Below are 14,422 nucleotides of genomic sequence, written 5' to 3'. Positions count from 1 at the left end.
TCAGCGTGCGCGCCCTCGCGGGGGCGGTCGCACGCTCAGATTTCGTGCATCAGACCGTGTGGTCTCAGACCTCGAAGAGGCTCGTGACCGATCCGTCTTCGAAGACCTCGTGCACGGCACGGGCGATGAGCGGGGCGATCGAGAGCACGGTGAGCTTGTCGAAGATCTTGTCCTCGCTCAGCGGCAGCGTGTTCGTGACGATGACCTCTTCGGCCACGGAGTTCGACAGGCGTTCGACGGCCGGGCCGGAGAACACGGCGTGGGTGGACACGACGATGACGCCCTTGGCGCCGGCGGCCATGCAGGCATCGGCGGCCTGGACGATGGTGCCGCCGGTGTCGATCATGTCGTCGACGAGAACGCAGGTGCGCCCTTCGACCTCACCGACGACGCGGTTGGCCTTGGTCTCGTTCGGCCGGGTGATGTCGCGGGTCTTGTGGATGAAGGCCAGCGGCACTCCGCCCAGCGAGTTCGACCAGTTCTCCGCGACCTTGATGCGTCCGGCGTCGGGCGAGACCACGGCGAGGTCGCCGGGGTACTTGTCCTTGACGTAGCCGGCGAGGATCGGCATCGCGATGAGGTGGTCGACCGGGCCATCGAAGTAGCCCTGGATCTGCGCAGTGTGCAGGTCGACGGTGATGATGCGGTCAGCACCGGCGGTCTTGTACAGATCGGCGACGAGGCGGGCCGAGATGGGCTCGCGTCCGCGGTGTTTCTTGTCCTGCCTGGCGTACGGGAAGAACGGAGCGATGACGGTGATGCGCTTGGCCGAAGCACGCTTGAGTGCGTCGACCATGATCAGCTGCTCCATCAGCCATTCGTTGATGGGAGCGCAGTGCGACTGCAGGACGAAGACGTCGCTGCCGCGCACTGACTCGGAGTAGCGGACGTAGATCTCACCGTTCGCGAAGTTGTAGATGTCGGTGGGGAGGAGTTCGGTCCCCAGGTTCTCCGCGACTTGTTCGGCGAGTTCGGGATTCGCCCGACCGCTGACCAGGACGAGCTTCTTATCGCCCGCCGTCGTAATCTCATTCACTGATCCGTTCCCCTTCGGATGCGTTTTCGGCTGCCTGCGCTGCAGGCGTGCCGGGACGGTTAGTCTGGACCCAGCCCTCCAGGTTGCGCTGTGGGGCCACCGAAATGGCCAGCGCTCCTGCAGGGACATCCTTGCGCACGGTCGTGCTTGCACCCGAATAGGCGCCGTCGCCTACGGTGACAGGAGCGACATACATATTGTCCGAGCCCATGCGTGCATGCTTGCCGATGACGGTGCGGTGCTTGTTGACGCCGTCGTAGTTGACGAACACCGAGGCGGCTCCGATGTTCGAGCCCTCCCCGATCTCCGCATCGCCGACGTAGGAGAGGTGGGGCACCTTCGCACCCTTGCCGATATCGGCGTTCTTCGTCTCCACGAACGTGCCGATCTTTCCGGACTCGCCGAGCTTGGTGCCCGGACGCAGGTAGGCGAACGGCCCGACTTTGGCGTCAGGGCCGACGACGGCGAGTTCGCCGTGAGTGCGCACGACTTGTGCGCCCCCTCCCACCTCGGTGTCCTTGAGTGTGGTGTCGGGGCCGACGACGGCTCCGGCAGCGATGTCGGTGGCGCCCAGCAGCTGGGTGCCCGGCAGGATCGTCGCATCGGCGGCGATCGAGACGTCGATGTCGATCCAGGTGGTGTCGGGGTCGATGATGGAGACTCCGGCGCGCATGAACTTCTCGCACTGGCGGCGGTTGAGCTCCTTGCCGAGATTCGCCAGCTGCACGCGATCGTTCGCTCCCTCGACCTGCCACAGGTCGTCGGTGGCAGTGGCGGCCACGGAGCGGCCGGCCTCACGGGCATGGCCGATGACGTCGGTGAGGTACTTCTCACCCTGCGCGTTGTCAGTGGTCAGAGAGGCCAGGCCCTCCTTGAGCGCGGAGGCGTCGAAGGCGTAGATGCCGGAGTTGATCTCACGGACGGCCCGTTCGGTCTCGTTCGCATCCTTCTGTTCGACGATGCGCAGCAGGGAGCCGGCTTCGTCGCGGATGATGCGGCCGTACCCGGTCGGGTCGTCCACCTCGGCGGACAGGACGGTCACGGCGTTGGCGTTGGATTCGTGGATCTCGACGAGCCCCGTGATCGTCTCCGTGGTCAGCAGCGGCACATCGCCGTAGGTGACGACGACGGTTCCGCTGAGGTCCTCGGGAAGCTGGGTCAGCGCACATTCGGTGGCACGGCCGGTGCCCGGAACCTCGTCCTGATCAGCGATGAGCAGGGTCCGCTGGGAGGACACGGGCAGGGAGTCGAGGTGGGCGACGAGCTGATCGCGCTCGTGGCGGACGACGACGATGAGGTGTTCGGGCGAGGTTCCGGCAGCTGCTGCGACGGAATGATGAAGCAGGGAGCGTCCGCCGATGGGATGCATCACCTTGGGAAGAGCCGACTTCATTCGAGTGCCTTGGCCCGCTGCCAATACGATGACGGCGGTCGGATGAGTCTGCGACATAGTTGAATCCTTCGCATGTCGGGTTGGGCCAGCTCCGCCCATAGGATTCGAACCTATACTGCACGGCTCCAAAGGCCGGCGTGCTGCCATTACACCAGGGCGGAACAGCGTGCACCAGTAGAGGGGCCCGCGCTCACGAGACACCATCATGCCACTACGATTAACTGTATGGAAATTCTACGCGAGATTCTTCTGACCCTGCATCTGCTGGGTATGGCCATCATCGTCGGTGGCTATTTCACCGTCATCCGCTCCCCCAAGGTGCTGCCCGGAATGCTGCACGCCTCCTACCTCCAGCTGATCACGGGCCTGCTTCTCATCGGCCTGGCCGAGATGGGCGACGGCGAGGTCAACCACATGAAGATCGGCATCAAGCTGGTCGTGGCGATCGTTATCACAGTCCTTGCATTCATCGGCAACAAGAAGCAGAAAACCTTCGCCGCCTCTGCTCGTGCCGACGGCGGAGCAGCGACCGCTGTGAAGAACCCCTCGGCCACGCTGGCGCACCTGGTGTTCGTCTTCGCGATCATCAACGTCATCGTCGCAGTCTTCGTCCACTGACCCAATTACTACCTGACGGCGGCCCAGCAACCTCGCGCGAGGTATCTAGGCCGCCGTCAGGTAGTTCTGAGGGGTGTGAGCGGGCTGTGGAGGGACCGATCGTGTCGTGTCCGAGCCTGACGGTATCGTTGGGGGCGACATGACTGCTGCAGCTGAACACACCGACCATGCCGCCGGCGCCGACTCCCGAGCGGCCGAACTCCTCACCGGGCTCAACCCCAGGCAACGCGAGGCCGTGATCCACACGGGATCCCCGTTGCTCATCGTCGCCGGGGCCGGATCGGGCAAGACGACCGTGCTCACCCGACGCATCGCCTATGCCCTGGCCACCGGTCGCGCCCACCCCGGCGAAGTCCTGGCGATCACGTTCACGAACAAGGCCGCGAAGGAGATGGCCGAACGCGTGTCCTCGATCGTCGGCCCCGCCTCCCGCTCCATGTGGGTCTCCACCTTCCACTCCTCGTGCGTGCGGATCCTCCGCCGCGAAGCGAAGGTGCTGGGCATGAAGTCGAACTTCACGATCTACGACGCCCAGGACGCTCAGCGACTCGTCGCCCAGATCCTCAAGGAGCTCGGGCTCGACACGAAGAAGTACGCTCCGCGTGCCATCCTGCACCGGATCTCGAACCTCAAGAACGAGCTGCAGACCTCCGACGACTTCGTCCCGCGCCCCAACAATCCCGCCGACGAGGTGCTCGCCGACGTCTTCAAGCGCTACACCTCCCGTCTGCGGCTGGCCAATGCCTTCGACTTCGACGACCTCATCGCGGAGACGGTCCACCTCTTCGGCGCTTTCCCCGAGGTGGCCGATTCCTACCGTCGCCGGTTCCGCCATATCCTCGTCGACGAGTACCAGGACACGAACCCGGCCCAGTACGCCCTGATCAAGGCCCTGGCCGGTGATGGCGCGGGAGGTCCGACGGGTGCCGAACTCACGGTCGTCGGCGACGCCGACCAGTCCATCTATGCCTTCCGTGGCGCCACGGTGCGCAATATCGTCGAATTCGAGAAGGACTTCCCGAACGCGGACACCATTCTGCTGGAGCAGAACTACCGTTCGACGCAGAACATCCTCGACGCGGCCAATGCCGTGATTGCGAACAACGACGACCGCCGGGAGAAGAAGCTGTGGACCTCGGAGGGCTCCGGGGAGCAGATCGTCGGCTGGGTGGCCGAGAATGAACAGGGCGAGGCCCGGTTCATCGTCGACCGCATCGATGACCTCATCGACGACGAGAAGTACACCTATGGTGACTTCGCGGTCTTCTACCGCACCAACGCGCAGTCACGAGCGATCGAAGATGCGCTGGTCCGCTCCGGAATCCCGTACAAGGTCGTCGGCGGCACCCGCTTCTACGAGCGCAAGGAGATCAAGGATGCCCTCGCCTACCTGCGCGTGGTCGCCAACCCCGATGACGACGTCAACCTGCGCCGCATCCTCAACGTGCCCAAACGCTCCATCGGCGACCGCACCGAAGGCCTCATCGCCGACTTCGCCGACCGGGAGAACATCAGCTTCTATACCGCTCTGGGCCGCCTCGACGAGATCCCGCACCTGAGTTCGCGCGCCCTGACCTCGGTGCAGAAGTTCTATGACCTCATGCAGGACCTGCGCTCAACCGCCGAGTCTTCCCCGCTCTCCCGCGTCATCGAAGCGATCCTCGAGCAGTCCGGATACCTCGAATCGCTGCAGAAGAGCACCGACCCACAGGACGAATCCCGTGTCGACAACCTCGCCGAGCTCGTCGCCGTGGCCGAGGACTTCGTCGCCACTCGAGAGGCCGCCGCGGTCGCGGAGCCGGACAGTGCCGACGACACCGATACAGACACTGTTACCGATACCGGCACCGAGGCGACCGCCGCCGCAGGTGCGAACGATGCAGAGAACGAAACCGCCGCCGAGGCAGCCGACCCCGACGTCGATGACGACGGTTCCGCTGACACCTCCGCCGCTCCGGGAGTCGGTCCCGCGGCCCTCGATCAGTTCCTCGAACAGGTGGCTCTGGCCTCGGACACCGATCAGATTCCCGATGCCGAACTCGGTCAGGTCACCCTGATGACTCTGCACACGGCCAAGGGGCTGGAATTCCCGGTGGTCTTCCTCACTGGACTCGAAGACGGCGGCTTCCCGCATTCGCGTTCCTTCGAGAATCCGCAGGAGCTGTCCGAGGAGCGGCGTCTGGCCTATGTCGGGCTCACGCGTGCTCGACAGAGACTGCTCGTCACTCGCGCAGAGACCCGGAGCATGTGGGGTCAGCCTCAGTACAATCCGCCGAGCCGGTTCCTGTCCGAGATCCCGGAGAACCTCATCAACTGGGAGAACACGGGCAGCTTCTCCGGGGGCTTCGGTTCGGGAGGCTTCGGCTCAGGCGGTTTCAGCTCCGGCGGCTACTCCTCCGGATACTCGGGAGGATCCCGTGGCTTCGGTTCGTCGCGGTCGTCGGGCAGCGGATCCCGCTCACGCTCGAGCGCGAGCTCTTCGACACCGGTCGCCGGATTCCCCAACCGGATCCGCCCCAATCGTGAGGTCATCTCCGTCGAGGTCGGCGAGAAAGTCTCGCACGAATCCTTCGGACTCGGCACCGTCACCGAGGTCAACGGCACCGGCGACAAGACCGTAGCGGTCGTCGACTTCGGTTCGGCCGGGTCGAAGCGACTCCTGCTGCGCTACGCCCCGATCGAAAAGCTCGGCTGAGGCCACAGCTGCGGTGGGTGCACGGTTCGGCCGTGCACCCACCGTGCCGCATCAATACAGACTGTTTAAGCTGCAACCCGCCGCTCACCAGCGCCGGGACGGGCACAAAGGGTCCAACAGCGCCAGGACACAAGAAAGCGCCGAGGAGAACTCAGGTTCTCCTCGGCGCTCATCCATGCCGGACGCGGCTATGGATTAAAGATCAATCGTTGCCAAGCTTTCCATCGGCTCCGTCGCGACCCTTGTTGATCTGGTCATCGAACTTTCCACCGGTGGCGTTGTTGGCGGCGTCAGCAGCCTTGTCCAGGCCCTGGTCGCTGATCTCTTCACCCTTGTCGCTATTCATGGCGTCCTTGGCTTTGTTTGTCAGATCGTCCAGTCCCATGCTGTCTCCTTTCATCGGAAAAGGTTCTAAGCGAACCCCTTGACGCCACTCACCTTGCCACTGTTCTCGACGTGACGACACCTGTGGGTCCCATTTCTCAGGAAATGCACATAAAGGGTTTCGCCGAGGCTGATTGGATTCGTCAACCTGTCAGCGGGTCAGGGGCACGAGGAACGCCAGCCCGACCAGCAGACCGGCGAACAGCAGACACGTCGTGATGTCGACGGTCTTCGATCGGTTCACCCAGACTTCCGTCCACGGCGGCGGCATCGCACGGAATCCGGCGAGACCGGCGGGGACGACCGCCAGGACGACAGCACCGAGGCGGAAGTCGATGACTGAGCACGCCGCGGCGGCCGCCACGCCCAGAAGACAGCCGAGCAGCACCCAATCACGCCGGGTGGGATGCGCGTATCGCCGTTTCCAGTAGATCCAACGCTTCGCGATCGGGCCTCTCCCCCGCCGTGCATGGCGGGGGTGAGGCCGTTTCATCTCAGTGGAAGAAATGGCGGCTCCCGGTCAGGTACATCGTGATTCCGGCCTCCTCCGCGGCCGCGATGACCTCTTCGTCTCGGATCGATCCGCCCGGCTGCACCACGGCGGTGACTCCTGCGTCGATGAGGATCTGCAGGCCGTCGGGGAACGGGAAGAAGGCGTCCGAGGCCGCGACCGCACCGGTGGCACGTTCGACTCCGGCACGTTCGACGGCGAGTTTGGCCGAGTCGACGCGGTTGACCTGGCCCATGCCCACGCCCACCGATGCGCCGCCCTTGGCGAGCAGGATCGCGTTGGACTTCACAGCCCGTCCGGCCTTCCACGCGAAGTCGAGGTCGGCGAGGACTTCGGGGGAAGCTGCCGGACCGGCGGCCAGGGTCCAGTTCTCAGGCGAGTCCCCTTCGGCCTGGAATGCGTCGCGGTCCTGGACGAGGAACCCACCGCTGATCGGCTTGACCTCGGCAGCGGGCACATCGATGTCGCCGAGTTCGAGCAGCCGCAGGTTCTTCTTCGTCGTGAGGATCTCGAGTGCCTCGGCGCTGAACGACGGAGCGGCCAGGCATTCCGTGAAGATCGGCTTGATCGAGGCGGCAAGCTCGGCGTCGACCTCACGGTTCGTGGCGATGACTCCGCCGTAGGCCGACAGCGGATCGCATTCGTGGGCGGACTTGTGGGCTGCGGCCACGGTTTCACCGACGGCGATTCCGCAGGGGTTCGCGTGCTTGATGATGGCCACGGCCGGCTGATCGAAGTCGAAGGCTGCGCGGATCGCAGCATCGGTGTCCGTGTAGTTGTTGTACGACATCGCCTTGCCGTTGAGCAGCTTCGCACCGGCGATCCCAGCGGTCCCGTCGGAGTACACTGCAGCAGCCTGGTGCGGGTTCTCTCCGTAGCGCAGGTCGGTGATCTTCTCGCCGGTGAGACCGGCGAATGCGGCCTTCTCTTCAGTGGCGAGTTCCGCGGCGAACCAGGAGGCGACCGCCGAGTCGTAGGCCGCAGTGTGCGCGAAGGCGCGGGCGGCGAAGCTGCGACGGGCGTCGAGGTCGAAGCCGTCTCCGGCGGCTGCGTCGAGCACTGCCGAGTAGTCTGCCGGATCGGTCACGACGGTGACTGTGGGGTGGTTCTTCGCCGCCGCACGCACCATCGAGGGTCCACCGATGTCGATCTGCTCGATGCAGTCGTCGAATGCGGCTCCGCTGGCGACGGTATCGGCGAACGGGTAGAGGTTGACGACGACGAGGTCGAACGGTTCGATCTCGAGCTCGGACAGCTGTTCGAGGTGCTCGGGCTTGCGGGAGTCGGCGAGGATGCCCGCGTGGACGCGCGGATGGAGTGTCTTGACTCGGCCTTCGAGGCATTCGGGGAACCCGGTGAGCTCTTCGACCTTCGTCACCGCGGCTCCCGCCTCGGCGATCTTGGCTGCCGTGGATCCGGTCGACACGATCTGGACTCCGGCCGCGTGGAGGCCACGAGCCAGCTCCTCCAGCCCGGTCTTGTCATAGACGCTGATCAGCGCTCTCTTGATCGCGCGGGTTCCTGTCACAGATCCTCCTCGAGGTTCGGTTGCCGCTCGGTTCTTCTCACGGCGGGGTCAGTGGGCGGTCATCGCCGAGGCGACATATCCGCGGACATGTCGACCGTCGACGACGAGGTCGGTGTGGGCCAGGTGCGCCAGCAGGCGCACGAGCTCTTCGCGTTCACGGGCTTTGATGTTCTCGTGTACGGTCTCTTCGGTGTCGTCATCGCCGATGGGCACCGCGTATTGGGTGATGATCGGTCCGGTGTCGACTCCGGTGTCGACGAGGTGGATGGTTCCACCGGTCAGCTTCACCCCGTGGGCGAGCGCGTCGCGGACTCCGTGTGCGCCCGGGAACGACGGCAGCAGCGCCGGATGGGTGTTGATGATCCGGCAGGGAAAAGCTTCGACGAAGCTGGGGCCCAGGATGCGCATGAATCCGGCGGAGACCACCCAGTCGGGGGCGAGTTCGGCCACCGTGTCTTTGAGCGCCGCGTTCCATTCGTCGCGGTCGGCGAAGTCCTTGGGGCGGACGACGAAGGTGGGAATCGAATGCTGTTCCGCTCGGGCCAGGACTCCGGCGGTGGCCGAGTCGGCTCCGATGGCGACGATGTCGACTCCGCGGGTCCCGTCGGCGAAGGCGTCGATGACGGACTGCGTGAGGGTACCGGATCCTGAGGCCAGAAGAACGATGCGCACCCGCACAGTCTAACGTCTGCAGCACATGGACGATGCCGGGCTGTCATCGTGCGGACACGGCCTGCCGAGGCATTTGTCAGTCGACTGTGAGAAACTGATCGGGTGACGTCACCGCAGAATACCGAAGAGAAGAAGGCGCCGACTCCCGAAGAGGAGGCACAGGCCGCACCGGCACGACATGGGCTCGTCCTGATACTGCTGATCCTCGCCTCGGTGCTGACGTTCACGTATCAGCTGCCGTTCAAGCTCGCCGCCATCGGCTTCGCCATCGCCGCGGTCGTGTGGTCGGTGAAGTACATCGTCGCCGTCGTCAAAACCAAGCAGCGCCGGAACATGTCCTTGGGCATCCTCGGCGGCCTGCTCAGCATCTATCTCATCTTCTCCACGATGTCCTCGGTCATCCTCTGGCCGGTGCAGTCGAAGTATGAGGAATGCCTGCGCGATGCGATCACGCAGCAGGCGCAGCTCTCATGCAGCACCGAATATCAGTCGGGACTCGGCGACTGGTTCAAGCAGGTCACCGGGCAGGAGCTCGACCTGCCCGGCACCAACTGACCCACGGGATCCGATCCCCGATCGTTCGGCACTGATCCCCTCACCGAGGATGCCCTCGACTCACGTCTGAGACCCTCGCCGAGGCCGCCCGCCGTTCACGCCGCAGCCGCGGCGAGGGCGCTGCCCCGCCGAGGCGGTCCACCCGACTATCGTCGTTCGTCGTCGTTGACGATGTCGTCGGCGACAGATTCCGTTTCGTCCTCCGCGTAGAAGTCTCCCTCTTCGTCATCATCGGCGAAATCGTACGACTCGGTGTGCAGGCCGGAGAGTCTGATCAGCAGCAGGCCGGCAGCCATTCCCACACCGATCCACGCCGTGATCGCCAGTGCCGACGTCAGTGCCGAGGGCCCGAACCCGGACAGCCCCAGCGGGCCCAGGGCTCCGCCGGCGAACAGGGCGAGGACTTCGAAGGCGACGAACAGAATCCCGATCGCGATGCCGAGTCCCGTCCACGACTGTGCGGCGATGTCGCGTGCTCTGTCGCGGCCGAGGATGACGCACAGCAGACCGAGCAGCACGAGAAGTGCTGGCGCAGCTGCCGTCCAGGACGGATAGTCTCCGCCCAACAGCCGCAGCACGTGCACATCGGGCACCGGCGCGGAGGTCGACCTGAATGCAGAGCTCGTTCCTGCATCTCCGATGCTCACTCCCGTCCCTGCGGCCCAGGACAGTGCAGAGTAGACAATGCTCGGGGCGAAGAGCGCCTGAACGACGATGAGGCCGATCCCTGCGGCGACCGGTGAACTGTAGACCTGCAGAGTGTCATCGACGTCGCCCCAGCGAATCACGATTCCGGCGACGAGCACGATCGCGCCGAGAGCCACTGCGGCCCACAGCAGACGGCGGGCGAGTCCGGCGGCGACGCTCCACGTCTCGTCGGCGAGCATGGACAGTCCGGGAATGTCACCGATTCCTCGCGCCCGGATAAGGGCCCACGCCACCGCTGTGACGAGGAAGAGGAAGAGCCGCAGGAATCCGAGCGGAGTCACTGTGGCCTGACCGACCACGATTGACAGTACGAGCAGAGGTCCGGCGTAGACCACGACGAAGGTGCCCAGAGCTGTTCCCATGAGCGCCCACCATCCGCCTGGATCCTCAACGCTCTCGGTCGGGCTGTTTGCTGCCGTGGCACGAACCACTCGTTTGGCCCCCGTCGCCACCAGGAACCACAGGCCCAAAGTCACGAGGCTCGGTGCCAGTGAGAAGTCGAATCCGAGGGTCGAGACACTCAGCCCTGACACCGTCGCCCACAGTACGAACGCCCATTCGGGAATCGCCGAGTACGGCAGCTGCGAGCCGAGCCCGATGATCCAGAAGACGATGGCAACGACGAATCCTGCGGGCACGACGATGAGGTCGATCTTCACGACCTCCATGAGGGCCGCGAAGATCGTCCGACGGTAGGACTGAGGGTGGGGAGAAGTGTGCATCAGGACCATTTTCGCTGACATCGGCTCAGCTTCCCGGTATTGACCACGCGATTCCCTGTTCCGGGAAGTACAATTGCGCCAGGACAGGCTTGTACACGCAAAGGATGACCCCACGATGAGCAACGGGAACGATCACCCCAATTTCCCGCCACCACCCAGCGAGCCTCCGGAGAACGGCGGACCGAAGCCTGAGTCGGAGCAGCCGACGGATGAGGGCCCTACCAGTTCGAACGCCGCTGCAGGCGACGAGACCCCCACCTCACAGCAGCAGCCCGCAGACGGGCCCGATTCCACCGATGGTGCTTCCGAGTCGAACGCGCAGGCTCCTGCCGATGGACGCGATTCGGCCTCCGACGACGTCTCCCCCACATCCGATGCTCCGGCGCAGTCCGGCAGCGGTTCTGCGGTGCCCGATGATCAGGCACCGCCCTTGGGCGCCCCGACCGACGATGCGCCGTCGCGCCCCACGGTCGCTCCCGCTGCTTCGCAGCAGAACCAGCCGCCGCAGTATTCGGGTCCCGGCGCCCAGAACGATCAGTTCAACGGCACCGGCCAGAATGGTGGAGCGAATGCCCCGGGCGGCCCGCAGGCAGCCCCCTACCCCGGTGCCCCGTCCCCGAACGGCCAGCCTCAGAACGGCCAGGCTCAGAACGGGCAGTACCCGAACAACCAGTACCAGAACCCGCAGCAGCCGAACGGCGGCTACCCCGGCGCTCAGCCGCAGGGCGGCCAACAGTCGGGCGGTCGATATTCGAACTCGGCGTACCCGGGCGCTCAGAATCAGTCCCCATACCCAGGCGCCCAGAACCAGCCGGGCCAGTTCAACTCCGCCCAGAACCAGTCCGGGCCGTACCAGACCGGGTCCGGCCCGAACGCCCAGCAGACCGGTTCCGGTCCGTCGCAGGCGATTCCTCAGCCGGCCCCGGCTCCGGGCTTCGCCGGGGCGCAGAACGGCGCAACGCGAGCCGAGAATCGTCCCGAGAAGAAGAAGGGCAAGATGCCCCTCTTCATCGCTCTCGGCGCGGTCGCGCTTGTCATCATCCTCGTCCTCGTCGGATTCTTCGTCGTCGGCAGCGTGAACAAGAACAAGTACGGACCGGACAAGGTCGCCGAGGACTACGTCGAAGCCCTGAACAAGGGTGACTTCGCAGCCGCTGAGAAGATCGCACCCTCTGTACGGCCGGAGGGCACGAACCTCGACCTGCTGCAGAAGGAATTCACCGATTCCTCCTCGGCGAAGATCGAGAAGGCCAAGGTCGAATCGTCGAAGGTCGATGGGGATAAGGGAACCGTCGTCGTGTCGTACGAACTCGACGGCAGCCCCTACAACGTGGAACTCGCCGCAACGAAGGACGGCAAGCAGGATCTGTTCTTCGACAAGTGGACGATGAAGGGCCCCGACCTCAACGTCATCTCCCTCGATATTCCGGCAGCTGACGGTCTCTCCGTCAACGGCAAGGACTACAAGGCGAAGTCGGGCACCACCTCGTTCGCCGTCTACCCCGGCAGCTACGACTTCACGATCCCGAAGAGCAAGTGGATCTCCGAGGCTTCCGATACGGCCAAGGTGAACTTCCCGAAGGCCTTCGCACCAGGTGGGAAGCCGAACAAGGGCCAGGTGTCCCCCACCACCCTCAACCTCGAGCTGTCCCCGACAGGAGACTTCGACAAGGAAGTTCAGAAACAGGTCGAGAAGGAACTCAAGAAGTGCTTCGACAACAAGAGCATCGAACCGAAGTGCGACTTCATCAAATACGACCCGACCGAGATTCCCGTCGGCGGTTCGGACAAGAAACTCGATGACCTGGCAAAGAAGAACACCGCCAAGTGGGACATGAAGGAGATGCCCAAGGTGAAGGCCAGCTTCGGCTCCGGAGACACGAACACCGGTTCGTTCTTCACGGAGAAGCCCGGCAAATTCAACTTCTCCGTCGACGGCAAGAGGGCCGGATCCTCGTACTTCTCCAACGGCAACCCCCTGTCGGTGTCCGGAAGCGTGAAGATCGACGGAGACAAGCTCTCGGTCGAGTTCTTCGACTTCTGACCCCAGGGCTCACCGACGTCCCGGTGCCTCACCTTCCCTGAGGTGAGGCACCACCGTCGCCGAGGCGGTACTTGAGACACAGCGGGCCTGTGACGACCGATTCCCGGTCGTCACAGGCCCGCTGTCGTTGGTGTGGTCAGCCCACCGACCGTGTCGGCAGCTCGAGGTCGGCTGCGGCCTCGAACCAGGTACCAGCGGCCATGACGAGTTCGTCGGCGAACCGTCGTCCAGCGATCTGCACTCCGATGGTCCGGCCGTCGTCCATGAAGCCTGCCAGCACCGTTGCCGCCGGCTGTTCGGACATGTTGAACGGCATCGTGAACCCGATATGGCCCATCGGTTCGTGGACCTGCGGGTACGGCATGGGCTGCTCGGCGGGGAATGCCGCATCCGGAGCCGTCGGCGAGATGACCAGGTCGAACTCGGCAGTGGCCATGATCGTCCGCCGCCGGATCTCCTGGACGCTGTGATAGCAGCTCATCAGGTCCACTCCGCTGGTATCGGCCCCGTCCTGTGCCCACTGCTGGATATAGGGCAGGATGAGCGCCTGCTCGTCGACGGGCAGCGCCTTGAGGTCGGCCCACGACCGCACCCGCCAGAACAGATCCATGTCGTGGAGCAGATCATCGTCGATGAACGGGTCGAGCGTTATGACTTCGGCACCGGCCGCGGAGAACCGCTCGGCCGCCTCGGTGACGGCTGAGCGCACCTGCGCATCAGCGGCGACCCCGCACCCGGCGTCGAGCTGGACGCCGATGCGCAGTCCCCGCGGGTCGAAGGCCGCGGCCCTGTCGCTGCCCGGCAGAGATTGTGCGTCATCGGCGGCGAAGCGCGGCAGTCGCGAATAGTCGCGATCATCCTGGGCGGAGATGATGTCCATGGCGGCTTTGACATCGGCCATCGTCCGCGCGAGTGGTCCCGCGCACCTGCCCAGGTAGGGGGCGTCGAGCGGCACGCGACCGAAGCTGGGTTTGAGCCCGGCCAGTCCGAGCCAGGTGCACGGCAGGCGGATGGATCCGCCGATGTCGGAGCCGATGTGGATGGGTCCGTATCCGGCTGCCGCGGCGGCTCCGGCTCCGGCGCTCGACCCTCCGGTCGTCAGACTCGGGTCCAGGGGCGAGCGGGTGATTCCGTGCAGAGAGGACACACCCGAGGAGAGCATTCCCCAGTCGGGCATCGTCGTCGAGCCGAGGATGACAGCACCGGCTTCTTCGAGGCGCTCGGTGATCGGGGCGTCGTGGTCGGCCACCGGCATCTCCACCCAGGCGTGGCCGCTTGGCAGCGGGACTCCGCGGCGGGCGATGTTCTCCTTGATCGTCACGGGCACGCCGTCGAGGTCGCTCAATGGGCGACCCTCACGCCAGCGTGCGGCACTTGCTGCGGCGGCGTCGCGGGAACGTTCGTCGTCGCGGTGGAACAGGGCGTTGATGGTCGGCTCGCATGCGTCCATGCGGTCCACGACCGCGGAGTGCACCTCGATCGGGTCGAAGTCCCCGCCGGCAAATCCGGCCGCCATTTCGGCCGCACTGCGGTCGGCAAGCGATGTGGTCATGTGC

Annotated in this window: 12 protein-coding genes and 1 tRNA gene; 4 read left to right on the top strand and 9 right to left on the bottom strand. The window is 64.9% G+C overall.

Features of this window, described 5'->3' with window-relative positions; translation table 11 throughout:
- Nucleotides 1-64 precede the first annotated feature (64 nt).
- The 3 genes from BEP01S_RS06290 to BEP01S_RS06280 all read right to left on the bottom strand — a co-directional run bounded on the left by BEP01S_RS06290 (nucleotide 65) and on the right by BEP01S_RS06280 (nucleotide 2,590).
- Nucleotides 65-1,036: a ribose-phosphate diphosphokinase gene (locus BEP01S_RS06290; RefSeq protein WP_025777652.1), complete on the bottom strand. Its 972-nt coding sequence runs from the start codon at nucleotides 1,034-1,036 to the stop codon at nucleotides 65-67.
- On the bottom strand, nucleotides 1,029-2,486 hold the full coding sequence (gene glmU, locus BEP01S_RS06285) for a bifunctional UDP-N-acetylglucosamine diphosphorylase/glucosamine-1-phosphate N-acetyltransferase GlmU (RefSeq protein ID WP_062241527.1): 1,458 nt from the start codon (nucleotides 2,484-2,486) through the stop codon (nucleotides 1,029-1,031). The genes BEP01S_RS06290 and glmU overlap by 8 nt, the downstream gene beginning before the upstream one ends.
- A gap of 32 nt (nucleotides 2,487-2,518) precedes the next feature.
- Nucleotides 2,519-2,590 (bottom strand) — tRNA-Gln (locus tag BEP01S_RS06280).
- Between the two features lie 64 nt (nucleotides 2,591-2,654).
- Between BEP01S_RS06280 and BEP01S_RS06275 the strand changes: the two genes are divergently transcribed.
- Together BEP01S_RS06275 and BEP01S_RS06270 are read left to right on the top strand one after the other, a co-directional pair.
- Nucleotides 2,655-3,047, top strand: coding sequence for a hypothetical protein (locus BEP01S_RS06275; RefSeq protein ID WP_062241525.1), 393 nt, complete (start codon nucleotides 2,655-2,657; stop codon nucleotides 3,045-3,047).
- 139 nt (nucleotides 3,048-3,186) lie between these two features.
- Entirely contained in the window at nucleotides 3,187-5,742 is a 2,556-nt protein-coding gene (locus tag BEP01S_RS06270) for a UvrD-helicase domain-containing protein (protein ID WP_062241704.1), read from the top strand.
- A gap of 202 nt (nucleotides 5,743-5,944) precedes the next feature.
- Here BEP01S_RS06270 and BEP01S_RS06265 read toward each other — a convergent pair whose 3' ends face one another.
- From BEP01S_RS06265 to purN, 4 genes are all read right to left on the bottom strand, one after another.
- On the bottom strand, nucleotides 5,945-6,127 hold the full coding sequence (locus tag BEP01S_RS06265; protein WP_062241523.1) for an Rv0909 family putative TA system antitoxin: 183 nt from the start codon (nucleotides 6,125-6,127) through the stop codon (nucleotides 5,945-5,947).
- A 150-nt stretch (nucleotides 6,128-6,277) separates the two neighbouring features.
- On the bottom strand, nucleotides 6,278-6,619 hold the full coding sequence (locus tag BEP01S_RS06260) for a hypothetical protein (RefSeq protein WP_062241521.1): 342 nt from the start codon (nucleotides 6,617-6,619) through the stop codon (nucleotides 6,278-6,280).
- A gap of 1 nt (nucleotide 6,620) precedes the next feature.
- Complete coding sequence (gene purH / locus BEP01S_RS06255) at nucleotides 6,621-8,165, bottom strand: bifunctional phosphoribosylaminoimidazolecarboxamide formyltransferase/IMP cyclohydrolase (RefSeq protein ID WP_062241519.1); 1,545 nt, start codon at nucleotides 8,163-8,165, stop codon at nucleotides 6,621-6,623.
- 48 nt (nucleotides 8,166-8,213) lie between these two features.
- Nucleotides 8,214-8,837, bottom strand: a complete 624-nt coding sequence (purN, locus tag BEP01S_RS06250; RefSeq protein WP_062241517.1) for a phosphoribosylglycinamide formyltransferase — start codon at nucleotides 8,835-8,837, stop codon at nucleotides 8,214-8,216.
- Between the two features lie 102 nt (nucleotides 8,838-8,939).
- Here purN and BEP01S_RS06245 point away from each other — a divergent pair, with 102 nt between their 5' ends.
- The gene (locus BEP01S_RS06245) at nucleotides 8,940-9,392 is read left to right on the top strand and encodes a hypothetical protein (RefSeq protein ID WP_062241515.1); all 453 of its coding nucleotides are present in this window, start codon (nucleotides 8,940-8,942) and stop codon (nucleotides 9,390-9,392) included.
- 146 nt (nucleotides 9,393-9,538) lie between these two features.
- On the opposite strand, the gene BEP01S_RS06240 is transcribed toward BEP01S_RS06245, so the two are convergent.
- Nucleotides 9,539-10,822, bottom strand: coding sequence for a cell division protein PerM (locus BEP01S_RS06240; protein ID WP_157070530.1), 1,284 nt, complete (start codon nucleotides 10,820-10,822; stop codon nucleotides 9,539-9,541).
- 115 nt (nucleotides 10,823-10,937) lie between these two features.
- Between BEP01S_RS06240 and BEP01S_RS06235 the strand changes: the two genes are divergently transcribed.
- A complete protein-coding gene (locus tag BEP01S_RS06235) occupies nucleotides 10,938-12,866 on the top strand; it encodes a hypothetical protein (protein ID WP_062241513.1) in 1,929 nt (642 codons plus the stop codon).
- Nucleotides 12,867-13,002: 136 nt separating this feature from the next.
- Here the strand turns inward: BEP01S_RS06235 and BEP01S_RS06230 are convergent, their stop codons facing one another.
- A complete protein-coding gene (locus BEP01S_RS06230) occupies nucleotides 13,003-14,418 on the bottom strand; it encodes an amidase (RefSeq protein ID WP_062241511.1) in 1,416 nt (471 codons plus the stop codon).
- Nucleotides 14,419-14,422 lie beyond the last annotated feature (4 nt).

This window comes from Brevibacterium epidermidis NBRC 14811, from assembly GCF_001570805.1.
Classification (GTDB): Bacteria; Actinomycetota; Actinomycetes; order Actinomycetales; family Brevibacteriaceae; genus Brevibacterium; species Brevibacterium epidermidis.
Note: the sequence above shows the minus strand (reverse complement) of the source record. Positions and strands in the feature narration are given on the sequence as shown.

What these genes read in the sequence shown, in the direction of transcription:
- BEP01S_RS06230 (WP_062241511.1), bottom strand. Translation starts at nt 14,418, where the DNA reads ATGACCACATCGCTTGCCGACCGCAGTGCGGCCGAAATGGCGGCCGGA.
- BEP01S_RS06240 (WP_157070530.1), bottom strand. Translation starts at nt 10,822, where the DNA reads ATGCACACTTCTCCCCACCCTCAGTCCTACCGTCGGACGATCTTCGCG.
- BEP01S_RS06235 (WP_062241513.1), top strand. Translation starts at nt 10,938, where the DNA reads ATGAGCAACGGGAACGATCACCCCAATTTCCCGCCACCACCCAGCGAG.
- BEP01S_RS06270 (WP_062241704.1), top strand. Translation starts at nt 3,187, where the DNA reads ATGACTGCTGCAGCTGAACACACCGACCATGCCGCCGGCGCCGACTCC.
- BEP01S_RS06275 (WP_062241525.1), top strand. Translation starts at nt 2,655, where the DNA reads ATGGAAATTCTACGCGAGATTCTTCTGACCCTGCATCTGCTGGGTATG.
- BEP01S_RS06260 (WP_062241521.1), bottom strand. Translation starts at nt 6,619, where the DNA reads ATGAAACGGCCTCACCCCCGCCATGCACGGCGGGGGAGAGGCCCGATC.
- BEP01S_RS06265 (WP_062241523.1), bottom strand. Translation starts at nt 6,127, where the DNA reads ATGGGACTGGACGATCTGACAAACAAAGCCAAGGACGCCATGAATAGC.
- glmU (WP_062241527.1), bottom strand. Translation starts at nt 2,486, where the DNA reads ATGTCGCAGACTCATCCGACCGCCGTCATCGTATTGGCAGCGGGCCAA.